Here is a 24,338-nt window from a genome sequence, read left to right on the forward strand (position 1 = left end):
AAACTGGTGATGTGGTCGGGCTGTACATGAAAGACGGGTATCTCTATACAGGTAAGAAACCGAGATCTGCGACTGCAATGGTCTACGAGGATGCGAAGAAGAACGAAGATGTCGGGATCGTTGATGTCAACGGGATTATCGATCACCATGAGGGAACCATTCATGTCTGTAAGGTACCCCGGGTCCAGCACGGCGGTTCGCGCAGGGTGGATAAGGACAAGCTGAAGGAGATCGTTGCCACGACCCGGATGACGGCCGCCATCGGGATCGAAGCATCCATGGCGCTGAAATCCATCGGAAAGAATCCCGACCTGTTCTTTGGCGCCGCGGATGGCGTTATCGAGGCTGCCCTCCACGGGATCACCAGTACAATAGTTATCGTGGACACTGAGTTCACGAATTTCCTCAAGAAACTGGAGAGCACCTCGATTGAGTACGTGATCCATGACCTGTCCCGGCAGTGAAGATCATAGGGGTGTCACGTTTCTCTGAATACAGGGATTTGTTATGAAAAGGAACAGCCTGATTTAAGAGGCTGATTCCCCAGGCAATAATAAAAGAGAAATATTTTCCATGTAGCAGACCGAGGCCCTTATGCCTCGTATGCAACGAGGATCGCACCAGTCTCTTTTTCGGCTGCCTTAAGTTTTGCAACCCCGGCAGCAGTCATCTTTTTGTAAGCCGGAATCTTCTCGTACGCGATGAGCGTCACGCCAAGTTTTTCTTCAAGGCCCTGGATCTCCTTTACCGCGGCCTTTGCCAGTTTTGCGGGTCGTGCACATTCCATAGTGAACACCTCAGTCTGGTATCTTCCCCACAGGATGTAATAAAAACTCGCTAAAACCGGCTTGGATTATTTCAGGCAGGTTTGTGGTGCATGCGGGAATTTTCCTGGAGGTATTTACTGTAGCCGTACTACTGGCAAAAAGAGAATTTATTCCGGAAATCTTTTTACAGCGGAGAAGATCCGCTCAAGAATCCAGAGTGCCCCGGTCCCCCCGAGAGTTGCCTGCTCGACAAACTCCGGCTCCCCGCTGGTCCGGTTGTAAAGCCCGACAATCTCCCGGCAGCTGCCGGCAAGAGCCAGGTCCATCCCATCGATCTCGCTGCCAAAGTAGAAATCCGGTTTTGCGATTACGGGATCCGCGTCAAGGACTCCGGAGAATGCATCCTCTGCAAGGAACCCGGCGATTCGCCCTGCCACGTTCGAATCCCCTCCGGCCATACACCTGACGGACACCGGAATCATCCCGAGATATTCGTACAGCCACGTTGTCAGCGGTAGGACAAGGGATGAATCGCCGTATACGGCAAAACTCGATCCTTTCGGGTAACCTCCCTCATGGTGGTGCCGTGCGATTTGATGGCAGGCATGTGTCCGCTGCCTCCTTATCTCTGCAAGTGCCGGTGCCGGATCCCGGCCGGTAGCCGCTGCTACCGCCCGTATCCAGGATTCGGTTGCAGCAAACCCGACCGGTGCACCATCAGGAGAGCGAATGGCCGGAATGCCAAATTCCTTCTCGTAAAACTCTGCAGTCTTCTGCGCGTATTCCGGGAAGACAACGATGTTGACAGAAGCAGTGACCGACTCACGGAGTCCGGCCACACCGGATCCGGCACCCGGGGCGGCAACAACGGTCAGCCCCATCAGGGAGAGCAGGTGCGTAAGCTCATGGATATTGCCCTGCCAGTACTTCTGGATCATTGAGATCCCGAGCAGGTTTACGCGATCCGTGAGGCGTGGGAGCCGGTTGAGCTTCAGCCAGCGGAGGACCGCCACCATTGCATTATCGAACCCTTCCGGAAGGGGGTGGGAATAAGCCGCACCCGGGATAGCCATACAGACATGGCTGAGGCCCGCCTCAACAAGAAACCGGTCGAGGTCGTCGCCGATGAGCGATGCACCTGGTGAATTGACCACGGCAAGGAGCGTATCGCCTTTTGCAGCAACGAGCGGGAGGATCTCCCGCAGCTTCCCGGTTGCACCGAGAATATAATCGTCACTGTCAAGGTAGGTGCAGGGAATACGGGGCTGGCCGAAGTAAAATAATTCCTCGAACGTGCGCCGGTCCAGTGAGTTCTCCCGGGGGTAATGGCGGTCCGAGAACCATGCCGGATAGCCCCGGCAGCCATTGGGGCCGTTCAGGACGGCACGCGCATCGGCAATACCCTCGATGGCAAGGAGGGTTCCGACGAACCCGTCCGGATCGGTGATCATGGGAGCCCCACCCCGTCTGCCTTCCATCCTTCGGTGCACGGATGCCGGATCAACCGGACCCACCGCTCCGCCTGGTCAACTCCTGCCATGAACCCGCTGCCGGGACAGTACGGGATCGGTGCGCTTCGCACGCGGTCCGTGGATTTCAATGCCGGGTACGTTAAAAGAAGGAGGTCCGGGTTCAGCACCCGGATATCCTCCGATCGCATCTCTACGGTATAATTGTTCGCGACAGGGAACCTGCCAGCGTACCGGGATGTGCAGGTATCTGCAAAGGGCGAATAGGTGATACCGGCTTTCTGGATCACCATTCCCAGATCGTCGGCCAGGTCACAGATCCAGTCAAAGGAATGGGGATATGTCGAGATGAGCAGGGTTTTTCCTTCCAGGGCCGGCCGAACTCCGGTAATCCGCTGCCTGTATTGTGCTTCCTCATCTGCGATAATCTGTCGTGCCCGGTCTTCCTCACCGAATAGCCGGGCAACGGCAAGGAGCCATTCCCGGGTCTCGTGGAAACCGGTGGGAAGCGGCAGGTCGATGAATGGGACATCGGAGACCGGAGCGAGCATCGTTTTGATGGCGGCCATTGTCTCGTCCGTCTCGGTCGGAAGGTTCAGGGATGCTTCGTTGAACCGGAGGATCGATGCGGAATCAGTATTGCCGAGGAACCGGCAGTTGATGGAAATGTCCAGGCGTGCCAGGAGATCGCGGAGGCTCCGGAACTCTCGTTCCGCACGGGCAGACCCCCAGCGCTCGGCAATGATATTCACCGATTTTTTCCGGGATGACAGGGGTGTGGAAGGTGGCCGGATAAGCGATGCGGCGGCCTTGTAGGCATCCATGCGTCCCTGCAGCCCATCGCCCACCAGGTTTCCATCGACTTTTACCGGGATGATGCGGATGTCGGGATGCTGCTCGATTACGGCAGCGCTCACCTTCCCGATGTCGTCCCCGATGATTCCGGGAGGGCAGGCCGTAATAACAAAGAGTGTCCGGTATCCTTTCTGAATGGCGCACTCCAGGGTTTCGGCGAGTTTCTTCTCGCCCCCGAAAATGAACTCCGTATCGGTCATATCCGTGGTCATGAGCCGGTCTGTGATGCTCCCGCCACCGGAACAATGGGACCTCAGTGCAGCATGGTACGCGGTGGTTACCAGTTTCTCCGCAATCATCAGGGCGCAGCTCCGCGGGCAGTGCATTACGGTTGCCGCATCGGATACATTGGCCGTTACAGCAATGGCACCTGCAAAAGCGCAGCCAAAGAGGGGTCGCTTGTTCTTTACGGCGGGTGAGATGCATTTGCGGCACCTGCCCGTGGCAGTGGCGGCATCCGGCAAAACGAATTTATTTGCAGGACGGGGATCCTGACGGGAGAGGACGATTCGTTCGAGGTCGTCATCGCTCAGAGGGAGCGCAGGATGCAGGCTTGCTCCCCCGTCGGCAATAATTCCCTCTGCGTGACTGGCGAGAGTCCGGAAAAGCCCTGTCTCATCCCCGTCCGGGTATCGTTCGATCAGAGTACCCCCTTCTTTTTCGGCCCGGCCGAAAATCCCGCTCCTTGGTATCCTGATAACGACCGGGAGGTGTACCGCTTCGGAAAACCGGCGCACCCGTTCCTCTTCCTCCGGTACATTGCGGGCATTGAAGATGATGCCGGCAACCCGGTTCTTTGTCTCGGTGTAGTTCTTTACCCCCCGCAGGATATTGTTGGCCGCATAGAGCGACAGGTATTCTCCCGAAGTGACGATGTAAACAGCATCGGCATACTCGTCGCGGATGGGGACCGCAAATCCTCCGCAGACCACATCTCCGAGAACATCGTACAGCGTGATATCGAACAGCGAGGGCGAGATCCCAAGATCCTCCAGGAGCTCGAAAGTGGTGATGATTCCTCTCCCGGCACACCCCACTCCGGGCTCCGGCCCGCCGGCCTCCACGCAGGCGACATCCCCGTATCCACGGTACACGATATCCCCCGCGTTGCGCTGCTCCGGCAGCGTTGTGCGGATATATTCAAGAGCGGTAAGCGGGATCTTCCCGCCAAGGAGGAGCCGGGTTGAATCGTGTTTCGGGTCGCAGCCTATCTGGAGGATGCGGTGGCCATTCTTTGCAAGCGCCGCGGAAAGGTTCGCAGCAACGGTGGATTTCCCGATACCGCCTTTCCCATAGATAGCAATCTTAATTTTCATCACCTTCTGTTGTGGATAACCATTCGATCAGTTCGCGGATACTCCCGCATTCACGCTCTCCGCAGGAATGCCGCACGTGCCACCGGGTCCGGAGACTGTCCTTTGTTACCATGACATGGATTCCAGCCTCAGCCTCACCCGCGGGGGCATATCCGATCCGCTCAAGGGCATACAGGGTCCAGATGCGTTCCACGGATTCCTCCGGCGCAGTAAGAGTGAATGTTCCCCGGTGGTCGACCGGAATGGAAAATTCTCCGCGGCGGGTGTCGAAGCATACTCCTTCGATCGCAAACGCGGACCCGAAGATACCGGAAAGGACAAGGTCTTCCGGTGTCCCGGCCACCAGTGTCCCCTCACGATCGATGATCCAGAGCTGGTCGGCACACCGTATGGCAGTGTTCAGGTCATGGGTAGAGAGGAGGATCGCTTTTTTGTTTTTCCGGGCAACCTGGCGGAGGATCCGCATGGTCTCGATCTTGTGGGGAAGATCGAGGAAAGCCGTTGGTTCGTCCAGGACCATGAGTTCTGGTTCCTGGGCAAGGGCTCGTGCGATCATCACTTTCTGGCGCTCCCCATCGCTCATCTCGTGGATGAAACGGCCGGACAGGTCGGCAGCACCTACCGATGCAAGAGCGGAGTAAACGATTGCCCTGTCCGATTCAGTCAGCTTACCCGCCCAGTTGGTGTACGGGAACCTCCCCAGTGCAACGATATCGAACGCTGTCAGGTACCCGGCCTGGATCTGGCCGGTCAGGACAACGCTCAGGGTGGTTGCCCGCTCTTCCGGGCCATACTCCTCGATCCGGCGGTTGCAGAGCCGGACTTCCCCATCCAGCGGCGGTTGTATACCGGTCAGCGTTCGGATGAGTGTGGATTTCCCGCTGCCATTGGGACCGATGAGGCAGACAACTTCGCCCCGGTCGAGGTGCAGGTTGAGATCGGTTGCTACTTCCTTTACAATTGTTTTCTGGTTCCGGTATCCGATGGTAAGACCTGAACAGGAAAGGATGGCAGCATCGCTCATGTTGTCACCCCTCTCCCGAACTTTGTCCCGCGCAAAATAACCCAGATGACAACCGGCGCACCAAAGAGTGCCGTGATAGCATTGAGCGGCAGGATGATATCGGTACCCGGAACGCGGGAGATGATATCCGTGACAATGGCGATGATCCCGCCGACGAGAATACAGGCAGGAACCAGGACCCGGTGATCCGCTGAGACAAAGACCGCCCGGCAGAAGTGGGGGATGGCGATGCCCAGAAACCCGATAGGGCCACAGAATGCTGTAACGACACCTGCCATCAGGGCAGTTGTGGAGATGATGATGATCCGGATCCGCCGGTAATTCATCCCCATGCTCTCGGCATACTGCTCCCCGAGAAGAAGCGCATTGAGCGGCTTGACGAGGCAGAAGGAGAGGAGAAAACCAATAAGGATCAGGAATGTGAGAATGGGGAGCTGACTCCAGGTCACACCGGAGAAACTGCCGAATGTCCAGAGAGAATATGTATGCATGCTGGACTCGTCCGAAAACTGGAGGAGGATCGTGACAATCGCCCCGCTCATATACGAGACCATGATGCCCAGAATGAGAATCGTCATGTTGCTCTGGATCTTTGAAGATATGAGCAGGATGAGAAGGAGTACGGCGAATGCACCAATAATAGCAGCCACAGAGATGCTCATGTTGCCGAGGATTCCGAGACCGGCCAGCACGGCCCCTGCCCCGAAGATGCCGGCCGACATCATGATAATGGCAACACCGAGGCTCGCCCCTGAGCTGATACCAAGGATATAAGGATCAGCGAGCGGGTTCCGGAAGAAGGTCTGCATCAGCAGGCCGGAGAGGGCAAGCGCTCCCCCGGCGCAGAGTGCAGTGACGGCTTTGGGAACCCGCCAGTCCCAGAAAATGTTCATCCAGGTTGCTTTGACGGTGCCGCCGCTGATGATAGTCAGGATTGCATCCGGGGGGATATTCACCGCACCAAGCATCAGGTCGAGCAGGAATACTGCAACCAGGAATCCGGCAATCAGGGGGAGTGCCAGGATAAATTTTCTCATGCTGTCACCATTGTCCGATCCGTCGAGTTTCATGGTGTATCACCTGTTATACCTGAACCAACCTGGCGGTAGTAATAGAGATGGTGATCGGGAAGCACATCCGGGTGCAGGATCTTCACAAGATCTGCAAGGATGATATCCGGGCGGATGTTTCCCGAGTACCAGTAATCGAGAGACCCGAACTCGTTCTGTCGGGCATCGAAATGGTAGACTGCACCGGTCTGGACGGATTTGAATTTTCCAAACCGGGAATCCTGGGCAAGCAGCGCATCGATGCCCCCGCCGACACCAACCATCCCGGGATTGAGGTACACATCGGCATTCTGGCCCTTCTCGTACACGGTCTCGAAAGCAATCGGCGTATTGCCGCCTCCGGTGTAGTTTGAAAGAACGTAATCCCCTCCGGCATCTTTGAAGAAACGGGCTGCATAGCTTCTGCTGCCGGGAACGTACCATATCCCCTGGACGGTTAAGCCGGATATTATTGTCGGACGGTTGCTGACATTCTTGACCTTGTCAGCGATTGCCTGATAATTCGTTTTTACCTGATCGAAGACTGTATTGGCATCCTTCTCCTTGTTGAAGAAGTAGGCATAGTACTTGATCCATTCCGCCCGGCCCAGAGGGGTATCCTCCGTCGAGGCCTGCGTTAAGACCGGACGCAGCCCGGTCTCTGTCAGTTTCGGCTCGATATTCTGTTGCTGACCTCCGCCTTCCGTGCAGAATACGAGGTCGGGAGATAACTCAACCATCTTCTCGGTCTGGAAATTATTGCTCATCGCCATTGTCCCGCTCCCGACTTCGGTGATCTTTCCCGCTTTGGCCAGTTCCTGGAACGTATCGTTTAAAACCAGGTTGTTGTTGACGTTACCCCGTATGGCAGACATCTCGTTCAGTTCTCCGAGGACCGCTACGTTCACTGAAGACATGGTAATGACCGACTCAACAGGAATGAAAAAAACCTGTGCATCCGGGTAACCTTCAGGAATGTTCTCGCCCCGCTGCACGAGCACATAGGTATGGCTCCCGGAGTTCCCCCTGGTTGGATCATAGGTTCGAACCACCTTGTAGGTACCATGATATTCCACAGAATACCCATTCGCAAATTCAGGGTACGCCTTGTCGGGAAACAAGTCACGGTCAGATGGAGAATTCACAGCAGGGATACTGGTAATTTTTTGAGCTGAATTTCCCGGCACAAGTGCTGCTGCTGCGACCATGGCAAGGATCGCGAGGACAGCGATAGTAATAACAATAGCAATCCATCGTTTTCTGCTATCGGTCATGATGTTCTCCCCCCTTGATAGACAACTCCCTGAACTGCGCCGGCCAGGTGCCGGCTGCAGAGCGCCTCCAGCCGGAAATACGTGGCTCCGAGATCCCCGGCCAGTGCACGTGCCCTTCCCAGGCGGGGGAATCCTTCTTCGGTGTCCACGACAACGAACCGTATATCCGATTCGCTGACGTTACGGGCCAGGTCACGCAGTTCCTCGTACGGCGAGCGGGTGTCTTTCCAGGAGACATTGACCCTTCCGTCACTCAGAATGACAATGGAGCGGTTCTCGTCAGAAGAGGCAAACCGCCCCCGGGTCAGGAGTTCGAAGGCATCCGCAAGCCCCTGTGTCAGTGGAGTCATTCCCCCCGTGGGAAGTGCCTGGAGCAGCTGGATGGCGAGGTCGGGGCTCTTGGTTGGCGGGAGGAGGAGGCGGGACCCACTCCCGCGGAACACCATCATCCCGACACGGTCCCGTTTCTGGTAGGCATCCGTGAGGAGCGATACAATGGCACCCTTGACAGCCACCATCCGTTTCCGTGCCCCCATGGAACCGCTGGCATCGACAAGGAAAAGGATCGTATGGGCCGTCTTCTTCTCGCGCACCTTCTCGCGGAGATCGGTCTTCCTTACGGAAATTGCCAGCCCGTGCTTCTCCCGCGAGCACTGGTAGGGTGCGGCTGCCCGGAGCGTTGCATCGATTGCAATATCGTGCCGGTTCTTTCCCGGGAAGCGGAACGAGCGGTAATGACCGGATGCATCAGAACTGATGACCCGGGTTCTTCTCCCGCTTTTCTGTTTCCTTGTTGTCTTTTGCGAAGATTCGTTGAGATAGCGGATCACTTCAAAGGGCGAACCGATGGCAAAGATTTGATCCCTGAGTGGTGGTGGCAGGTTTTTCTTCTTCTCTGGATCGCGTTCCTGATTCGTTTCCGGCTGAGTGTCAGGATCCTCTTGTGGGGGATTGGATTGATCAGGCTCCGGCGGGTTTTTCTCCTGTTCACGTTCATTATCCTGCTTCGGCGGTTTGTTCTGAGGAGGCACCGGCGGAGGGGCATCAGGGATCTCCCTCCTCCTGTGCTCAAGAGCGAACAGCGTGGCGAGTTTGATGTCATCGAACTCCACACTGTCCCGGCTGTCCAGTGCCGCTAATGCTTTTGCAGCGCGGGCAGCAGCAAGGTCTCCTCTCTGGCCGGCAACGCCCAGTTCAAGACAGACCGATGCGATGAGACCGGCATGGCCTTCCGGAATGCTGACATAGGGGAGACGATCCCGTGCTGCGGCAACAGTCTTTGTAAGTGCAGACTCCTGTTCTCCGTAATGTCGGGACAATGTTTCAGGTTCCCGTTCGAAGACAAGCTGGTTACGGATTATTGCTCCGCGCATCTCTTCTTCCCCGATACTGTCCAGCCCGATACAGAGATCGAAACGATCCATCTGGGCGGGAGAGAGTTCTCCCTCGGCAGGATTCATCGTGGCGACGAGCAGGAACTGTGTCCGGGCCCGGTGGGAGATGCTCTCGCGTTCGCAGATGACCTCCCCCGTTTCCGCGGTATTGAGCAGGCTGGTGACCGCTCCCTCATCCATTAGGTTGATGTCGTCGGCATACAAGATATGACGGTTCGCCTGTTCGAGAATGCCCGGGGAATGCCGGATGACTCCGGTACTGACTGCCGCATCCATATCGATACTGCCCAGCAATCGGTCGTTCGTGACGTTCAGGGGCAGGTTCAGCAGTCTCTTCCCCGGTACAATAGTCTCAAGTGACCGCGCAAGCACTGATTTTCCCGTTCCACAGTTCCCGGTGATCAGGATAGAACGGATCTCATCGCTTGCAAGCGCACAGAGTAAAGCTTTCTTTGCCTGCTGCTGGCCCGTGATGGCGCTGAACGGGAAGCGGGGAGTCATGGTCAGGAATAACACTCCTCGATCAGGGAATGGATTGTTCCGATATCGACTCTGCTCTCTTCGAACGGGCGGCGGCGCATCCGGTGGGGAAGGGCAAGGCCCGCTGCTTTCAGGATATGCTCCTTCCCAACAGTACTCCGGCCATCAAGGGCTGCAAGCGCAAGCGAGGTTTTCACCAGAGTGAGATCGGAACGGTGGCCATCTACCCCGAGCGAGAGGGATACCTTCACGGCGGTATCGATCAAGTGGTCATCAGGTTCCATTGTCCTAACCAGCTGTCTGGCGGCAAGAATCCGTGATCGGATCTTCTGCTGCTCCGCTTCGTACTGCTTCAGGAATGCCGGAGGATCCGGTTCGAACGCAAGCCTCCGCTTCACGATTTCCGACCGTTTTGCCGTATCCCTCTCCCCCTCAACATCAACAACCAGACCGAACCGGTCAAGGAGCTGCGGGCGGAGGTCGCCCTCTTCCGGGTTCATCGTTCCGACAAGCAGGAACCGGGCTGGGTGGGAGTACGATATCCCCTCTCTCTCCACAAAATTGACACCCATGGCCGCTGCATCCAGCAGGAGATCGACGATGTGATCATCGAGAAGGTTGACCTCATCCACATACAGGATATTGCCGTTGGCCGATGCAAGCACACCCGGCTCAAACTTCCGGGTGCCTTTGGTGATGGCGTGCTCGATATCGAGCGTCCCTGCTACCCGGTCCTCAGTTGCACAGAGGGGCAGCTCTACGACCCGCATACGGGCAGGAACGGTCTCCGGGTGCCCGTTTCCGGCAAGGATCTCCCGGCAGGACTCGCAGAGGTTACGGGTATCGGAAGGGCTGCACCGGAAGATACAGCCTTTTATCACCTCCCGTTCAGGGAGGAGATCGGCAAGCGCTCTCACGCTCGTGGATTTTGCCGTGCCCTTTTCGCCGCGGATAAGGACGCCCCCGATAGACGGGAGGACGATGTTTGCCATCAGCGCATCCTTCATATCGTCCTGTCCCACGATCGCTGAGAAGGGATATACCACATTCTCGCCGCTCATGGACTTCCCCCGCAGGAATGTTTTACACACCAGGCACTCAGCCGTACCCAGTTGTCGAGGATCGATTGTCGCTCGTCAAGAATCACTTCCCAGTGCGGTTGACCGGGTGTCCCGCTCATCTCCGGTAATGCTCGCATCATCGCAAGGGCAGACCGTTTTCCGGCCAGTTCCGGCACCAGCCCCCAGGAGACTTCGTCACAGATATGGAGGATGGATGCGGTCATCGCGACCACAGCGGGATTTTTCGCAAAGACCCGGAGTGCTTCAATGAACGGTTCCCGTTTGTGTTCGCCCTCCAGCGACGTTGCTGCATCCCAGTAGTGTTTCTCTTCAATATTGAACCGCGAGAGGCGGACCAGCATATCGCGCTGGCTTTCCGGTGAGAGGCCGGTCTGCAGTTCAAGCGCCTTTGTCGTTGCCTCGATTACACAAAGAGCGATAAGTTCCCCGGCCTTCGAATGCTTCCCAGGCCATGTCAGGATATGGGGGCTGTCCATGCTGGAGATGATAGTGATCTGATCGGTTCCGGATCCGGTTGCGATCCCGGTTGAGCATTTACTGGGTGCCATCAGCTGCTGGATGGCAACGACCTTTGCTTCGGCAGCGGTCATGACGGCCCGGGTGAGAGCATTCGCCCGCATATGGGAATTTACGATAATGATTGTGTTGATGGTCCCGCCAACGTAGACGGTCTTTCCGTCCTCTTCATGCCAGCTCGCCGGATCGCCGGCGCGCCCGCCATTGACTTCGATACCCGCGGTCACGATCGCGGTAACTTCGAACGTGCGGAATGTGCGCGTGGCAATTGCGGCGTTCTTCATCCTTGCCGCGGTGGTCATACCGGCAGTTTTTTCCGGATCAAGGCCGAGTCTTTTTGCATGGATCGCAATGTAGGCCTCGATACTTCCTCCTTCCATGTCCCGCGAGTGGGAACGGCATCCCTCGGAATTTTTCGGCTGGTGGTTGAAGATCGCTTCGAGATCCTCATGATATCCGCCATTCACGAACGATGTTGTGAGGCAGTTCCGGTTCTTCGGAAGGTATACAACGATAGTGTCCTCATTCCGGCAGACTTTTTCCCCGGATGAAGTCTCGAACAATGGTTTCAGTACGTTTCCTGGAGTCTCTTGTTCCCGATCGGTGACCGTCAATAATTTCACTTCTCCTCTCGTCATCACGCAGAGATATCACTCTGATAACTGCAGTTGATTTTTCAGCTAACAACAATTTATTTTAGTTAGAACAAATAAAGTTGATCTAAATGATTCTATTTAAATCACGTGAAATTCGCCGGGCAACTGGCCGGAAGAATCAGTTCCGGTGCCCCTGTGCTCCCGGTATTCCGGCGGATAAATCCGCCAGACCGCGCAAGAACTCCCGGCTCTATGGCAGGGACATCACGTGACAGCTGTACAGAGAAGCGAACCCCCGCACACGGGTTACTATCAGATTGAGGTGAAAACCATGTCAAAATTTTTTGGAATCAAACCGCAATCGGAAACACAAAAACTTATCGAGAAGTTCGAAGACGAAGTCCTGATCCGCCACAACAACCAGCAGCTGCTGGGGAGCGTGTACGTGGACATGCAGGAAGATCGCTGGGCAGTCGCGTTTGCGTATAATTATACCCGGCGTCCCGGGTTGCATGGGCGCGAGAACCCCCTCGAAGTACGGTATTCCACAACACCCCAGGATGCAGGCCGGATCCAGGTGTTCCGCTCCGATGCTGCAGCAGAAAAAGTGCTGGACGCAGGGACAATCCCGGATGAAAATGCGTTCATCCGCTATGTCCTTTTACAGGAGCGTTCGCTTGCCGGGCGTGCCGCATGATGGCGGGGCACCATTCCGGGACCGGGAGTGATCGTCTCCTGTGACCCGGACAATTCCGGTCATCACCGGCCTCATCATCGCAGCAGCGCTGACCATCATTGTCTGCACGTTCACCGGCCCGGCCGGTTTCGGCTTTGTCACAACCGCACCGGGAGCCGCGGACATCGTCGGGGGCATCCGGCTCCCCCGCGTCCTTGCCGCGTTCTTTGTCGGTGCAAGCCTCGCAGTTGCCGGTGCCGCGATGCAGGCCCTCTTCCGGAATCCGATGGCCGATCCCTATATTCTCGGGACATCCTCCGGCGGTGCACTGGGAGCATCCCTTGCTATCGTCCTCCTCGGAGGGCTCTTTGTCCCCCTCTTCGCGTGGATCGGTGCAGTTGCCGCCATCCTCGTGGTATGGCTCATCGCAGGAAGGAGTGGAGTTATTTCAACAGAGACGCTCCTCCTCATCGGCATCGCCGTCTCGTTCTTCTTCTCGGCCATCGTCTCGTTCCTGATCGCAGTGGCCGGCCAGAACGTCCACCAGATCCTCTTCTGGCTCATGGGGGGATTCTGGAATGCCTCGATGGACAATGCGGTCCTCGCTACTGCCATCCTGGTGCCGGCAGGCATCCTCCTCTTCCTCATGGGCCGGGACCTCAACGCCCTCTCCCTCGGCGAGGAGACCGCTGCCCACCTTGGCATCGATGCAACAAGAGCCCGCTGGACGGTGTTGGGTGGCAGCACCCTGCTCGTTGCCGGGGCCGTCTCCATCGCCGGCTCCATCGGTTTTGTCGGGCTCGTCACCCCGCACATCGTCCGGATGCTCCTTGGCCCGGACAACCGCGTGGTCATTCCGGCCGCAATCCTTGCCGGCGGGATCCTCCTCGTCCTCTCAGACACCCTTGCCCGGACATTCTTTGCCGACCTGCCGGTCGGGATCATCACCGCGTTCATCGGCGCCCCGTTCTTCATCTGGCTGATCTACCGCAGGGGGTCTGTTGCATGAACGGCCAGGATCCGGTCCGTGCACAGGACCTTGTTGCCGGCTATGGCACCGGGGAGATCGTGAAGTCTGTCAGCTGCTCGTTTACCAAGGGTACCTTCACCGGGATCATCGGGCCGAACGGCTCGGGAAAGACAACGCTCCTGCGGGCGATCAGCCGCGTGATCCCCTCCGGCGGGATCCTTGAACTGGACGGCAGGCCGGTCAGCGGGTACACTCCGGCCGAGCTGGGCGCCGCGCTCGGCTTTGTCCCGCAGGACGAGGACCGGCCGTTCTCGTACACAGTCCTGCAGGTCGTCCTGATGTCGCGGTATGCACGGGCGAGCAGGTTTGCCTCGCTCTCTCGCGACGATTATGCCCGGTGTTACCATGCCCTTGACCGGACCGGCATCACCCACCTGAAGGACCGGTCGATCCGCGCCCTCTCCGGGGGCGAGTGGCAGCGGGTACTCATTGCCCGGGCCCTTGCGCAGGACACCCCGGTGATCCTGCTGGACGAGCCCACATCCCACCTGGACCTCGCCCACCAGGCCGGCATCCTCACGCTTGTCCGGGACCTTGCCCGTTCCGGGAGAACCGTTGTCGGCGTGTTCCACGACCTCAACCTCGCCCTGCAGTACTGCGACCGGCTCCTGATGATCCAGGGAGGCCACATTGTTGCCGATGGCGTACCGGGGGAGGTCCTTACACCGGAAAAAGTGCGGGAAGTCTACGGGGCCGAAGTGATCACCACCTCGCACCCGGCAACAGGCAGGACCATCCTCGTACCGCTCGATACGCGGAATACCGGAGCCGGCTCTTTTGAAAAACCGAAGGTGCTTGTCATCTCCGGCGGGGGGAGCGGGGGCGATCTCCTCCGGTTCCTCTGCCGCAACGGGTATGCCGTCTCAGCCGGCATCCTCGCAACCACCGATTCGGACTATGCCGTTGCAAAAGCACTGGAGATTCCCTGCATCCCCGTCCTCCCCTTCTCGCAGATCCCGGCGCACGCCCTGGAAAAACTCAAACGGCTGGCGGTGCAGGCCGACCGCATCGTCCTGTCTGTGCATCCGGTCGGTACCGGCAATTACCCGGTCCTTGAAATTCTCCAGGGCATGGAACCCGGGCGCCTCGTCATCCACCTCCCGGATGGCAGGGAGTTCTCGTCGTACGACTTTACCCGGGGGAAGGCGGCATCTGCCTATGCTGCACTCTGTACTGCCGGAGTATCCTGCACCGGAACATATGACGGGATCCTTGCAATCCTGGAAGGGAATCCCGGCACCCCTCTGGAATCTTCGGTGAATATACCATGACACGCTCGTTCTTTCTCTCAACATTCTGCTGTATGGACCGTCCGCTGGAGGCAGCGCTAGAAACCCTCGCCCCCCGTACGGGCCATGTCGAGATCATAGCGGACGGGCCCCACGACATTCTCGCGGATCCCGGGGTATGCAGCTCGTATACCTGCTCATATTCCGTCCATGCGCCCACAAGCGAGATCAACATCGCCTCGGTCAACGAACGTATGCGACAGTCCTCGGTTGCCGTTCTCGGCGACATGATGGCAGCCTGTGCTGGTATCGGCGCACGGCACCTTGTTGTCCACCCGGGGTATGCCGCGTATGAGCAGGTCCGGGACCGGTCGTTTGCCTCCCTTCTCCGTTCGCTTGATGAGCTCTCCCGGCTCCAGGAGGAACTCGGGGTTTGCACCTGTGTCGAGAACATGGGCGCATGGGAATGCTGCCATTTCCAGACTCCCGCCGTCCTTCCCGAACTGCAATCACGCGGCCTGGGTTTTGTCCTCGACTGCGGGCATGCCCGGCTGAACGGGAACCTTGACGCGTTCCTTGCCACCGGGCAGTGCTGCCATGTCCACCTTCACGACAACGGCGGAACGAACGATGACCATGATGCCTGCGGCAGCGGCACCATCAACTTTCCCTCCATTCTCGATCAACTTCCCGGTTATGCAACCCTCGTAATCGAGACCCGCGAACTGGCTGCCGCGGACCACAGCCTCGTGTACCTTTCTTCATCAAAAAACGGAGCCCGATCCTGATGCCACGAACCACCCCTTTCCAAAACCCGCAGGCAGCCCTGCTCGCCGCCCTGCTGCTCGTTTCCTTCGCTGTCCTGCCGGTATCAGCCGCCACGGTGATCGACGATGCCGGGACACACGTCACGCTCAATACAACGCCCCAGCGGATCGTCTCGCTTGCCCCTTCCAACACCGAGATCCTTGCTGCCCTCGGCCTTACCGGCCGCCTCGTGGGGATAACGGATGTCTGTAACTATCCCCCCGAAGTGAACACCGTCCCCCGCATTGGGGGATATTCCGCAATCAGCACCGAGAAAGTCTCGGCAGCCCGGCCTGACCTGGTCATCGCATCGGATATCACCCCGGCAGAAACGACAGCGCGGCTCCGGGCGCTCGGCCTCAACGTGGTGGTTGTTGCGCCCCGGAACATCGACGACATGATCCGGGATATCCGGCTGGTCGGGGCCCTGACCGGCACGGATGCGGAGGCTGAGCGGCTGGCTTGGAACCTCTCGTCGCGCCTCGCAAACCTGGGGACGGCAGAGCGGCCGGCAGGCACCCGCCCGACCATTGCACACGTGGTATGGAACAACCCGCTGTACGTGAGCGGGAACGATACCCTCCAGAATGACGTGATCGAACATGCGGGTGGAACGAATGCCTTTGCCCGGGTGAGCGGCTGGGGCACGGTCTCCCTTGAGGAGTTCCTGATGACAAACCCGGATATCATCATCGTGAACGGTGGCGGCGGCATGGACAACGAGACCCGGGACGTGATCCTCGAGGATTTCATGACACGCCCGCAGTATGCCTCGCTCTCTGCCGTGAAGATCCACCGCGTCTATGCCGTGAAGGCGGATACCATCAGCCGGGCAGGACCACGAATTGTGGATGCAACGGAACAGGTTGCAGCCGACGTACGGGAGATGACCCGGGCTGAATCAGGAGGATCTACAGGATTGGCCCCGACCGCCAGAACGCCGGGGTTCTGTGCAGCAGGGACGGTTCTTTTCATCGCCGCGTTCGTGTTCCTGGTGCAGCGGAGACGGTAACATGGATACAGGATCCGGAGATTCGGGGGAGGACAGTATCATGACCGCGATCCCCCGGCTCGTCATTGCCGGAACGGAGAGCGGCTGCGGTAAGACCTCCCTCGCAAGCGGGCTGATGAGCGCACTTCGGGATCGGGGCCTTGTCGTCCAGCCGTTCAAGACCGGCCCGGACTTCATCGATCCCACTCATCATACCCGGATCTGCGGCAGGACCTCGCGGAACCTCGACCCGTTCATGATGGGGGAAGAGGGTGTCCTGCAGACCTTTGTTTACGCCTCTGCGGGTGCGGGTATCGCGGTTGTCGAGGGGGCGATGGGCCTCTTCGACGGGATCGATGGTTCTGACTTCAGCAGTACGGCCCACGTGGCACGGGTTCTTAAGGCCCCTGTCGTGCTGGTAGTCAGCGCCGCAGCCTCAGCCCGGAGCGTCCACGCGGTTGTCCGGGGGTTCCGCGACTTCGATCCCCGGGTCAGGATAGCCGGGATCATCTTCAACCGGCTCGCCGGGACTAAGCATCGTGATATGATCGCGGCAGAAGAGTTCGTCCCTGCCCTTGGCTATATCCCCCGGCAGGAGGGGCCCGGGGTACAGAGCCGCCATCTCGGCCTTGTCATGGCCCACGAATCCGACATGATGCAGTCGTACGGGCAGGTTGTGCGGGAATCATGCGATCTTAATGCAATTCTTGCGGTTGCCCGCGGAGCTCCGCCACTTTCGGCCCCGGTTTTTGCCACGGCCAAAAACGCCGAGAAACGCGCTGCCATCGGTGTTGCCCGCGACAATGCGTTCTGCTTTTACTACCAGGACAACCTCGACCGGCTCGCCCGTGCCGGTGCGGAGATACGGTTCTTCTCGCCCATGGACGATCGTCTTCCGGAGATGGACGCTCTCTATCTCGGCGGGGGATATCCGGAGCTGTATGCAGACAGGCTCGAAGCGTCATCCTGCCGGCATGCCATCCGCGATCTTGCAGAGCATGGAATGCCCATCTATGGCGAGTGCGGCGGCCTGATGTACCTGGGCAGGTCCATCAGCACCGCTCGTGAGTATCAGATGGCTGGCATTCTTCCGGCCTGCACGGAAATGACATCGCGGATCCAGGCCCTGGGCTATGTGAAAGGGACCTTTTCCGGTCCTGACGGATTCTGGACCGGGGGTTCCCGGGTCCTCGGCCACGAGTTCCATTTCTCCCGAACAGAATGCGACCCGGACGCCCGGTTCGCCCTGCGGCTCGGGCAGGGGACCGGGATCCTTGACGGGAACGACGGGCTGACCGAACAGAACACGGTCGGGACGTACACTCATGCATATTTCAGCGATACCTTCTGCGAACAGTTCGTTGCGGCAGCCGAAGCGTTCCGGAGGTACCGGTAATGGGTACAGGCCGGACCGACCTACCGGAAACTATGACGGCCGTGCTGCCGGGCAACGAGCGGGTTGAAAACCACGGGACAACGCTGGTGGTCAGGTTCACAGGACCGCGGAAGGTTCTTTCCACATCATGGCTGAATGGCGGTTACCGCACGGATCTCGAGGCTGTCTTCAATCACCAGATCCCGGTTGAGGCATGCGAGTCCTATCATAATGGCGGGAGTGTAAGGGACTACCTGAAAGGAGTTGCACGCGGCCTCGGATTCGACGCGGGGGTTGTCACCGGCCTGGTCACCCGGGCGGAGATGCGGAATATCGCAATCAGAACAGAACAGTTCCGTGACCTCGCGGTCACTGCCATCGTGACAGCCGGCATCGACAAGAATGGCGGCCGGGCCGGTGACCCTGCATCGTATTACGAAGACGGCGATTCTTTCGAGCCGGTCGGCGGAACCATCAACACAATCCTCGTCATCGGAGCAGATCTGCCGGAGCACGCGATGGCCCGGGCCCTGATGACTGCATCTGAAGCAAAGGCCGCCGCCCTCCAGCAGCTGATGGCCCGAAGCCTGTACTCCTGCGGGATCGCCACCGGCTCCGGTACCGACATGATCGCCATCGTATCCGATCCCGGCTCCCGGCTCCGCCTCACGGATGCCGGGAAGCATGCGAAACTCGGCGAACTGATCGGCAGGACCGTGATCCGGGCAACAACGGAAGCACTGGAGATGGAGACCGGGCTCTCGGCAGAATCGCAGCGGGACGTGCTGGTGAGGCTGTCCCGGTTCGGGGTAACCAGAGAAGACCTCTGGAATGCATGTTCCGCAATAACACCGCAGGGACGATATACCATAGAAGAGAGAGAGGTCTTTCTCTGCAATGTTTCCCGGTATGCTAAAGACCCGGAGCTTGTTGTGCCGGTGGCCGCCGCCCTCCATATCATCGATGAAGCTGAGTGGGGTCTTATCACGGAGACGACGGCATGCCAGGCTGTCCGGAATCTGTTCCCGGTCACAGTTCCGGATGGCCCGCACACCCTGGCTGACAGGACTCCGCTTAATGAGCTCCTTGCAGGCCTCTCATGGCACATCTGTTCCAGACGGGACAAAAGTCCCTTCACCGGGTAACCCGGACACTCACGCAAAGCTCCGGACTTTCCGGATCGCCTCCATTCGTGCCTTCAGCTCGTCCTGCTTCTCCCTGCCGATGATGTCCAGGATGTTCCCGACAGGGACCTTCAGGATTCGGATCTTTTCGTGAGATCTTCGAGCAGCGGCCCGAGCCACGGGACCCGGTACAGGAGATCAAAGTTCAGCACCATGAAGAGAGCGGTAATCATATCGACTGCAACAATGGCAAGGGCCATGTACCACCACGTAATTCCGAGCGCGATCCCGACCGGGATAACGGTCTCCCTTGCCGGCCGGGGGAAGGATTTACGCTGCGATGAGCCCGGCCAGAGGAAGGAACAGCTCCTGCGGGAGCGAAACGAAAAGAACGATCACAAAGGCGATAGCAACAGCCACCGGAAAGAGGAGCGCAAAAACCCGCCATGCCCCGGGCGGGAGTGGGGGAACCTTGGGTAACATGCTCCGGAATCCCCACCCAGTCAATACCACGAGAACGGTGATAAACTGCGCAGGTCCGGGCAGCGCCACGGACTAACCCTGTGAGACCGCTATGCAGGGAAGCGGGGAGAGTTCGTGCAGCAGCGCCCCGGTCACCGGCTGGAGAGAAAAAGCCTGATGGCCTTATCAGCCCGCCGTGCTGTGCCGGAGAAGCCGTTCGCCTTTTGCCGTAAGGGAGAAGGTGACCGGGGGATTCTGCAACCCGTTCCTGCAACACGAAGCGCAGCAGTGGCCGCAGGTACAGCCCTCCGTATCCACCGGAATTCCCTGGCGGACAAGGTATCCCTGCCGCTCCATCAGCTGGAGACAGTTATCCAGCTGCTCCCGGGTTATCCCGAGCCGGGCCGGGCATTCGGCGAGGGTGACGTGGCCGTCGCGGATGAGCCGGGCAATGGACTGGAGAGTTCCCGACATGATCACGTCCCTGTGATGTTCCCGACAAACTCCCTGCCCCAGGCATAGAGCCCGATTGCCGGGAGGAGGGCCAGCCAGACCATCGGTATCAGGACCTGAGCCGGGTCCCAGGGCTCGCCATCGCCGAACAGAATGAGATCCGCTCCAACCGCCAGCATGGAGAGCAGGGCAACGATCCCGAAGATAAGGGAGAGCCCCATCGCAACGTAAAGGTACGCCTGCCCGCCAGCGGTTCCCGCGGTAAGTCTCCGGTATGCGAAGAGGAAGACCGTCCCCACAACGCAGAGCACGAACCCTGCAGCAGGGTCCGCGGGTATCATGAACTGCCCGGCCGGTTCCGCGAGAGCCGGGACCAGGGCAGAGAGGATCATGGTGAGGCCAGAGAGCCAGTACAGGATGCCGAAGACGGCGGCGAATGTTGTTTTCAGGGTTGATGTCATAATCAGATCCCTCCTGTAAGAACGGGGGCGGCATGCACGATGACGAGCGCGAGAATATACGCAACGGCAATGCCGTATCCCACCGAGAAGATGGTCCATTTCCAGGAGCCCGTCTCCTTTTTTATAACCGCGATAGCGGCAACGCAGGGCATGTAGAGGAGGACAAAAACCATCAGCGCAAAGGCCGTGACCGCTCCGAACGACGGGTCGGCAAGAAGCGCCGCAGAGAGGGTCCCCTCGTCCTCACCGGTGCCGTACAGGGCGCCCAGCGACCCGACAACGATCTCCTTTGCGATGAACCCGAAGAGAAGCGCAACGGCGATCTTCCAGTCAAACCCGAGCGGGGCAACGAGCGGCTGGAGCAGGTGGCCAAGCATGCCGGCATAGCTCTCGGCGCTGCCGTACTCCACCCCGTACGGGAATGTCGCAAGGAACCAGACAATCAGCGCACCGGCTAAGATGATCCCGCCGGCTTTCCGGATATACATGTACCCGCGGTCCCACATGTGGCGGACCGAGGTGAAGAACGTAGGCAGCCGGTAGGGGGGCATCTCCATGAGGAACGGCGCCGGCTTCCCGGGGAGAATGGTCTTCCGGAAGAGCCAGGCCGAGGCAATGGCAACGACTATCCCGATGACATACAGGACAAAGACAACGTTACCGGCATTTGCCGGGAAGAACGCCCCGGCAAGGAGGACGAAGACCGGCAGCCGGGCGCCGCAGGACATGAACGGGTTGATCAGGATCGTGATCAGCCGGTCGTTCTTGTCCTCGATGGTCCGGGTCGCCATGATGGCAGGCACGTTGCACCCGAAACCGATCAGCATCGGGATGAACGACTTGCCCGGAAGCCCGATGGCATACATCAGGCGGTCCATCACGAATGCAGCCCGGGCAAGGTACCCACTGTCTTCGAGAAGTGAGAGGAGGAAGAGGAGGATGAAGATGTTGGGCAAAAAGATGATGACCGAGCCCAGTCCTCCGATAATCCCGTCGCCCAGGAGGGACATGAGCCATGCCGGTTCCGCACCGCTCCCGGCAAGGGCTGCTGCACAGTACGCGAACAGCTCGTCGATAGCCGTCATAAACGGTGTGGCGACCGCAAAGGTGAGCTGGAACGCCCCCCACATCAGGGCAAGGAAGATCGGGATGCCGAGGTACCGGTTCGTGATGACCTGATCGATGATATCCGAGGAACTCATCTCCTTCACGCAGGTGGTGCAGACCTGCGGCAGGAGTGCTGCGATGACTTCGTAGCGCCGGTCGGCCATCTCCGCTTCGACCTGGTCAGGATCGCACTGCTCCAGCAGGGAAAGGACCTTGTGTTCCGCGGAACTTCCCCGGAGTTTCTCCTTTGCATTCCCGTCCCCTTCCAGGAGCCGGATGGCGAGCCAGCGTGGCGGGTAGCGGGCGGCAAGGGCCGGGTCGCTGCTGATGGCAGTGCCGATTCCGGAGATTGAGCTCTCGATTGCATCCCCGTACCCGATGGCGTGCTCGTGGTGGGGTGAGGTCTCGGACTCGTTGATAGCGCACCGGAGGAGTTCGTTGAGTCCCTCACCTTTGCTTCCTATCGTCCTGACAACCGGGATCTCGAAGTATTTCTTAATCGAGGACCGGTTGATCACCGTCCCGCTCTTCTCCGCCATGTCCGACATGTTCAGGGCCATGACGAGCGGGACGCCGAGCTCCATAAGCTGGGTGGTGAGGTACAGGTTCCGCTCGAAATTGGTGGCATCCACGACATGGACAACGACATCGGGTTTTTCTTCGATGATGTAATCGCGGGCCACCACTTCATCAACCGAATAGGCGGTGAGGCTGTAGGTGCCCGGGAGGTCGACGATCTCGATCTCGTGGTCCCCTATCCGGGCATACCCGCTCTTCTTCTCGACCGTTACGCCGGGCCAGTTGCCCACGTGTTGCCGCGAGCCGGTCAGCGCATTGAAGATGGTGCTCTTGCCCACGTTCGGGTTGCCGGCAAGGGCGATCCGGATCGTTTTCATGCGGTCTCCCCTGCGTCAGCGCAGGCCACAGATTCCTGGCCCTGCACCGGTGCAACAAGGATCTTCATCGCCATGCCCTTCGAGAGTGCATACCGCGTCCCGGCAACCGATACGATCAGCGGGCCGCGGTCCGAACAGACCACGGTAAGGCGGCTTTTTGGGTGAATGCCCATGGCAGAAAGCCGCTGGATCATGCCGCAGCCTGCCCGGATACCGGTGACCGTTGCTTCCGTGCCGGGAGAAAGGAACGAGAGAGGGATGTTCTCTTCCATCAGGCACCTCCCGGGGTTACGGAGATAAGACGGGCATCCTCTTTCCGGAGCGAGATTGCACAGCCCTTTACCCGGTACTCGACCGGGTCGCCGAGAGGTGCGGTCCGGACCGCCTCGACCACCGCGCCAGGGACAAACCCGAACGCGAGCAGCCGCTGCCGGATCGGCCCACGGGCCGGTACCATGACAACACGACAGATTCCCGGGGGCACGATCCGGTCGAGCGTGGTGACACTCTCGTCCGCGGCCATACCTTCCGGTTTTTTCTCTAAAACTTCCATGCAGGATTATCAGATGTTCGGTTCGGATAACGGGTGGCCGAACAATGTTCGGATCCCTCCCCACGAACAAAAACAAGTTCGGAATTGCCACGAAAACCTAATTTCCTGCGCGCATTATGCAATTTCGGGCATCCTAAATATTATAACCCCGCGCAACCAAGATGGATCATGCATTCGCTGAGCAGGAAAGCCGAGGACTACCTGGAAGCCATCCTCAATGTATCCTCGGAGAAGGGCTATGCCCGCACCAAGGACATTGCCCACGAGCTTTGCATCCAGCCGCCCACCGTTGTCGAGATGGTCCAGAAGCTCGACCGGATGGGGATGATCACGTACCGGAAGTACGATGGCGTCACTCTGACTCCGGAGGGGAGGAAGATCGCGGAGGTCATACGGGACCGGCATGAGACCCTTAAGTCGCTCCTTGAGATCCTCAGAATTTCGGAAGCAACGGCAACGCAGGACGCCTGTATGATGGAGCACGAGCTGCATCCGGAAACCATCGACCACATCCGTTTGTTTCTTGCCTATCTCCGGGAGTCCCCGGAAGCTGGATCGATCATGAAGGATTTTGGGGCCTTCGTACAGGTACGGCAGGCAAAAGCGTCCGTGAAGAGCCCGGTGCATTAAAACGTTAAGAAGGGAATACCGGTCAGATGTTCTCTGGCATTTTTTTGTTGTTCTCTCTCCCGCGGGGGATCTGCCCGTACAGATCCTGTCCAACCCGTCCGTTCATTCACGGAAATTCCCTGAAGGTTCTCCTGTAATGAATCGGAATACCCATGGCCGGCAGGCCGCATCATACTGTTATTAGTGCCCCTAATCTTGTTTGTCCTGCTTCCATTTTCCGAAATACGTGAGGGAACCCCTGATATGTTCCGAACAAGTGAATTTTTCTGATATTTTGATGATATCCGGAGATTTTCACGCATGGCTTCAAAAGTATCGCTTATCCTTGTAACAATTGCGCTGGCTATTCTTCTAGCTGTAATGCCGGTATCGGCACTTGGAATTGTGGAAAAGAACAACACGGCAATCAACCGGACAGCAACTATCTTCATTGGTGAGCAGGGTCTCAACCTGACTCATGCTCTGAACCAGGCAGCTGAAAAGGCTAACATTAATGCTGGCGGCATTGTCGATAACGCACCTACCAACTTCACCGTTGGCTGGTGGGCATCGGCAGCATATGTAACCGAGACTGGCCCATCCAAAAAGGTTGACTTGGAGCCCAGTTATAAGGCATTCACTGTCGACCAGCTGTCATTTGTCGGATACACCGAAAACTGGTACCTGCTCGGCTCGGATAAGTCAACTCCCTTGGTGGGGACTGATGGCAAGCCAATTGTCGT

The 24,338-nt window shown here is 58.4% G+C and carries 26 protein-coding genes and 1 pseudogene; 10 read left to right on the forward strand and 17 right to left on the reverse strand.

What is annotated here, in order from left to right; genetic code table 11:
- A pseudogene (locus PHF39_RS12260) lies at positions 1 to 464 on the forward strand (Crp/Fnr family transcriptional regulator); the annotation flags it as partial.
- A 128-nt stretch (positions 465 to 592) separates the two neighbouring features.
- On the opposite strand, the gene PHF39_RS12265 reads toward PHF39_RS12260, so the two are convergent.
- From PHF39_RS12265 to PHF39_RS12305, 9 genes are all read right to left on the reverse strand, one after another.
- Complete coding sequence (locus tag PHF39_RS12265) at positions 593 to 787, reverse strand: hypothetical protein (protein ID WP_300224520.1); 195 nt, start codon at positions 785 to 787, stop codon at positions 593 to 595.
- Positions 788 to 934: 147 nt separating this feature from the next.
- Positions 935 to 2,218, reverse strand: coding sequence for a nitrogenase component 1 (locus tag PHF39_RS12270; protein ID WP_300224522.1), 1,284 nt, complete (start codon positions 2,216 to 2,218; stop codon positions 935 to 937).
- Entirely contained in the window at positions 2,215 to 4,407 is a 2,193-nt protein-coding gene (locus PHF39_RS12275) for a nitrogenase component 1 (RefSeq protein ID WP_300224524.1), read from the reverse strand. Before PHF39_RS12275 ends, PHF39_RS12270 begins: the two co-directional genes overlap by 4 nt.
- Complete coding sequence (locus PHF39_RS12280) at positions 4,397 to 5,431, reverse strand: ABC transporter ATP-binding protein (RefSeq protein ID WP_300224526.1); 1,035 nt, start codon at positions 5,429 to 5,431, stop codon at positions 4,397 to 4,399. The genes PHF39_RS12275 and PHF39_RS12280 overlap by 11 nt, the downstream gene beginning before the upstream one ends.
- Complete coding sequence (locus tag PHF39_RS12285) at positions 5,428 to 6,501, reverse strand: iron ABC transporter permease (protein WP_300224528.1); 1,074 nt, start codon at positions 6,499 to 6,501, stop codon at positions 5,428 to 5,430. The genes PHF39_RS12280 and PHF39_RS12285 overlap by 4 nt, the downstream gene beginning before the upstream one ends.
- Entirely contained in the window at positions 6,498 to 7,754 is a 1,257-nt protein-coding gene (locus tag PHF39_RS12290; protein ID WP_300224530.1) for an ABC transporter substrate-binding protein, read from the reverse strand. Before PHF39_RS12290 ends, PHF39_RS12285 begins: the two co-directional genes overlap by 4 nt.
- Positions 7,751 to 9,649, reverse strand: coding sequence for a VWA domain-containing protein (locus tag PHF39_RS12295; RefSeq protein WP_300224532.1), 1,899 nt, complete (start codon positions 9,647 to 9,649; stop codon positions 7,751 to 7,753). Before PHF39_RS12295 ends, PHF39_RS12290 begins: the two co-directional genes overlap by 4 nt.
- A 2-nt stretch (positions 9,650 to 9,651) precedes the next feature.
- A complete protein-coding gene (locus PHF39_RS12300) occupies positions 9,652 to 10,689 on the reverse strand; it encodes an AAA family ATPase (protein ID WP_300224534.1) in 1,038 nt (345 codons plus the stop codon).
- The gene (locus PHF39_RS12305) at positions 10,686 to 11,840 is read right to left on the reverse strand and encodes an adenosylcobinamide amidohydrolase (protein WP_300224536.1); all 1,155 of its coding nucleotides are present in this window, start codon (positions 11,838 to 11,840) and stop codon (positions 10,686 to 10,688) included. The genes PHF39_RS12300 and PHF39_RS12305 overlap by 4 nt, the downstream gene beginning before the upstream one ends.
- A gap of 313 nt (positions 11,841 to 12,153) precedes the next feature.
- On the opposite strand from PHF39_RS12305, the gene PHF39_RS12310 reads away from it, so the two are divergent.
- Genes PHF39_RS12310 through PHF39_RS12340 form a run of 7 tightly spaced genes read left to right on the forward strand, consistent with a single transcriptional unit; the run spans position 12,154 to position 19,075 of the window.
- Positions 12,154 to 12,519: a hypothetical protein gene (locus tag PHF39_RS12310; protein WP_300224538.1), complete on the forward strand. Its 366-nt coding sequence runs from the start codon at positions 12,154 to 12,156 to the stop codon at positions 12,517 to 12,519.
- Positions 12,520 to 12,559: 40 nt separating this feature from the next.
- Positions 12,560 to 13,507 (forward strand): iron chelate uptake ABC transporter family permease subunit, encoded by a 948-nt coding sequence (locus PHF39_RS12315; protein ID WP_300224540.1) that lies wholly within the window; start codon positions 12,560 to 12,562, stop codon positions 13,505 to 13,507.
- Positions 13,504 to 14,799 (forward strand): ABC transporter ATP-binding protein, encoded by a 1,296-nt coding sequence (locus PHF39_RS12320; RefSeq protein ID WP_300224542.1) that lies wholly within the window; start codon positions 13,504 to 13,506, stop codon positions 14,797 to 14,799. Before PHF39_RS12315 ends, PHF39_RS12320 begins: the two co-directional genes overlap by 4 nt.
- Positions 14,796 to 15,545, forward strand: coding sequence for a sugar phosphate isomerase/epimerase family protein (locus PHF39_RS12325; protein ID WP_300224543.1), 750 nt, complete (start codon positions 14,796 to 14,798; stop codon positions 15,543 to 15,545). Before PHF39_RS12320 ends, PHF39_RS12325 begins: the two co-directional genes overlap by 4 nt.
- Positions 15,545 to 16,576: a cobalamin-binding protein gene (locus PHF39_RS12330; protein WP_300224545.1), complete on the forward strand. Its 1,032-nt coding sequence runs from the start codon at positions 15,545 to 15,547 to the stop codon at positions 16,574 to 16,576. Before PHF39_RS12325 ends, PHF39_RS12330 begins: the two co-directional genes overlap by 1 nt.
- A 1-nt stretch (position 16,577) precedes the next feature.
- Entirely contained in the window at positions 16,578 to 17,951 is a 1,374-nt protein-coding gene (locus tag PHF39_RS12335) for a cobyrinate a,c-diamide synthase (RefSeq protein WP_300224547.1), read from the forward strand.
- A 32-nt stretch (positions 17,952 to 17,983) separates the two neighbouring features.
- Entirely contained in the window at positions 17,984 to 19,075 is a 1,092-nt protein-coding gene (locus PHF39_RS12340; protein ID WP_300224549.1) for an adenosylcobinamide amidohydrolase, read from the forward strand.
- A 9-nt stretch (positions 19,076 to 19,084) separates the two neighbouring features.
- Here PHF39_RS12340 and PHF39_RS12345 read toward each other — a convergent pair whose 3' ends face one another.
- From PHF39_RS12345 to PHF39_RS12380, 8 genes are all read right to left on the reverse strand, one after another.
- Positions 19,085 to 19,234 (reverse strand): hypothetical protein, encoded by a 150-nt coding sequence (locus PHF39_RS12345; RefSeq protein WP_300224551.1) that lies wholly within the window; start codon positions 19,232 to 19,234, stop codon positions 19,085 to 19,087.
- Complete coding sequence (locus PHF39_RS12350) at positions 19,186 to 19,314, reverse strand: hypothetical protein (protein WP_300224553.1); 129 nt, start codon at positions 19,312 to 19,314, stop codon at positions 19,186 to 19,188. Before PHF39_RS12350 ends, PHF39_RS12345 begins: the two co-directional genes overlap by 49 nt.
- A gap of 70 nt (positions 19,315 to 19,384) precedes the next feature.
- Positions 19,385 to 19,537 (reverse strand): hypothetical protein, encoded by a 153-nt coding sequence (locus tag PHF39_RS12355; RefSeq protein WP_300224555.1) that lies wholly within the window; start codon positions 19,535 to 19,537, stop codon positions 19,385 to 19,387.
- Positions 19,538 to 19,702: 165 nt separating this feature from the next.
- Positions 19,703 to 19,990 carry a hypothetical protein gene (locus tag PHF39_RS12360; RefSeq protein WP_300224557.1) on the reverse strand — a complete coding sequence of 96 codons (288 nt, stop codon included), beginning with the start codon at positions 19,988 to 19,990 and terminating at the stop codon, positions 19,703 to 19,705.
- Between the two features lie 2 nt (positions 19,991 to 19,992).
- On the reverse strand, positions 19,993 to 20,430 hold the full coding sequence (locus PHF39_RS12365; RefSeq protein ID WP_300224559.1) for a hypothetical protein: 438 nt from the start codon (positions 20,428 to 20,430) through the stop codon (positions 19,993 to 19,995).
- A 2-nt stretch (positions 20,431 to 20,432) separates the two neighbouring features.
- Positions 20,433 to 22,433 carry a ferrous iron transport protein B gene (gene feoB / locus PHF39_RS12370; RefSeq protein ID WP_300224561.1) on the reverse strand — a complete coding sequence of 667 codons (2,001 nt, stop codon included), beginning with the start codon at positions 22,431 to 22,433 and terminating at the stop codon, positions 20,433 to 20,435.
- Complete coding sequence (locus PHF39_RS12375) at positions 22,430 to 22,705, reverse strand: FeoA family protein (RefSeq protein WP_300224563.1); 276 nt, start codon at positions 22,703 to 22,705, stop codon at positions 22,430 to 22,432. Before PHF39_RS12375 ends, feoB begins: the two co-directional genes overlap by 4 nt.
- Entirely contained in the window at positions 22,705 to 22,986 is a 282-nt protein-coding gene (locus PHF39_RS12380; RefSeq protein ID WP_300224565.1) for a FeoA family protein, read from the reverse strand. The genes PHF39_RS12375 and PHF39_RS12380 overlap by 1 nt, the downstream gene beginning before the upstream one ends.
- A 168-nt stretch (positions 22,987 to 23,154) precedes the next feature.
- Between PHF39_RS12380 and PHF39_RS12385 the strand changes: the two genes are divergently transcribed.
- On the forward strand, positions 23,155 to 23,616 hold the full coding sequence (locus PHF39_RS12385) for a metal-dependent transcriptional regulator (RefSeq protein ID WP_300224567.1): 462 nt from the start codon (positions 23,155 to 23,157) through the stop codon (positions 23,614 to 23,616).
- 300 nt (positions 23,617 to 23,916) lie between these two features.
- On the forward strand, positions 23,917 to 24,338 hold a 422-nt coding region (locus PHF39_RS12390; protein ID WP_300224569.1), incomplete at its 3' end, for a DUF3821 domain-containing protein.

The sequence above is a fragment of the Methanoregula sp. genome, assembly GCF_028712425.1.
In the GTDB taxonomy this organism is placed as follows: Archaea; Halobacteriota; Methanomicrobia; order Methanomicrobiales; family Methanospirillaceae; genus Methanoregula.

Excerpts from the sequence above, each read along its gene's own strand:
- PHF39_RS12300 (WP_300224534.1), bottom strand. The coding sequence starts at position 10,689 with ATGAGCGGCGAGAATGTGGTATATCCCTTCTCAGCGATCGTGGGACAG.
- PHF39_RS12340 (WP_300224549.1), top strand. The coding sequence starts at position 17,984 with ATGACGGCCGTGCTGCCGGGCAACGAGCGGGTTGAAAACCACGGGACA.
- PHF39_RS12360 (WP_300224557.1), bottom strand. The coding sequence starts at position 19,990 with ATGTCGGGAACTCTCCAGTCCATTGCCCGGCTCATCCGCGACGGCCAC.
- PHF39_RS12265 (WP_300224520.1), bottom strand. The coding sequence starts at position 787 with ATGGAATGTGCACGACCCGCAAAACTGGCAAAGGCCGCGGTAAAGGAG.
- PHF39_RS12355 (WP_300224555.1), bottom strand. The coding sequence starts at position 19,537 with ATGTTACCCAAGGTTCCCCCACTCCCGCCCGGGGCATGGCGGGTTTTT.
- PHF39_RS12380 (WP_300224565.1), bottom strand. The coding sequence starts at position 22,986 with ATGGAAGTTTTAGAGAAAAAACCGGAAGGTATGGCCGCGGACGAGAGT.
- PHF39_RS12330 (WP_300224545.1), top strand. The coding sequence starts at position 15,545 with ATGCCACGAACCACCCCTTTCCAAAACCCGCAGGCAGCCCTGCTCGCC.
- PHF39_RS12365 (WP_300224559.1), bottom strand. The coding sequence starts at position 20,430 with ATGACATCAACCCTGAAAACAACATTCGCCGCCGTCTTCGGCATCCTG.
- feoB (WP_300224561.1), bottom strand. The coding sequence starts at position 22,433 with ATGAAAACGATCCGGATCGCCCTTGCCGGCAACCCGAACGTGGGCAAG.
- PHF39_RS12375 (WP_300224563.1), bottom strand. The coding sequence starts at position 22,705 with ATGGAAGAGAACATCCCTCTCTCGTTCCTTTCTCCCGGCACGGAAGCA.
- PHF39_RS12285 (WP_300224528.1), bottom strand. The coding sequence starts at position 6,501 with ATGAAACTCGACGGATCGGACAATGGTGACAGCATGAGAAAATTTATC.
- PHF39_RS12335 (WP_300224547.1), top strand. The coding sequence starts at position 16,578 with ATGGATACAGGATCCGGAGATTCGGGGGAGGACAGTATCATGACCGCG.
- PHF39_RS12385 (WP_300224567.1), top strand. The coding sequence starts at position 23,155 with ATGCATTCGCTGAGCAGGAAAGCCGAGGACTACCTGGAAGCCATCCTC.
- PHF39_RS12320 (WP_300224542.1), top strand. The coding sequence starts at position 13,504 with ATGAACGGCCAGGATCCGGTCCGTGCACAGGACCTTGTTGCCGGCTAT.
- PHF39_RS12290 (WP_300224530.1), bottom strand. The coding sequence starts at position 7,754 with ATGACCGATAGCAGAAAACGATGGATTGCTATTGTTATTACTATCGCT.
- PHF39_RS12275 (WP_300224524.1), bottom strand. The coding sequence starts at position 4,407 with ATGAAAATTAAGATTGCTATCTATGGGAAAGGCGGTATCGGGAAATCC.
- PHF39_RS12295 (WP_300224532.1), bottom strand. The coding sequence starts at position 9,649 with ATGACTCCCCGCTTCCCGTTCAGCGCCATCACGGGCCAGCAGCAGGCA.
- PHF39_RS12350 (WP_300224553.1), bottom strand. The coding sequence starts at position 19,314 with ATGGCCCTTGCCATTGTTGCAGTCGATATGATTACCGCTCTCTTCATG.
- PHF39_RS12270 (WP_300224522.1), bottom strand. The coding sequence starts at position 2,218 with ATGATCACCGATCCGGACGGGTTCGTCGGAACCCTCCTTGCCATCGAG.
- PHF39_RS12325 (WP_300224543.1), top strand. The coding sequence starts at position 14,796 with ATGACACGCTCGTTCTTTCTCTCAACATTCTGCTGTATGGACCGTCCG.
- PHF39_RS12280 (WP_300224526.1), bottom strand. The coding sequence starts at position 5,431 with ATGAGCGATGCTGCCATCCTTTCCTGTTCAGGTCTTACCATCGGATAC.
- PHF39_RS12310 (WP_300224538.1), top strand. The coding sequence starts at position 12,154 with ATGTCAAAATTTTTTGGAATCAAACCGCAATCGGAAACACAAAAACTT.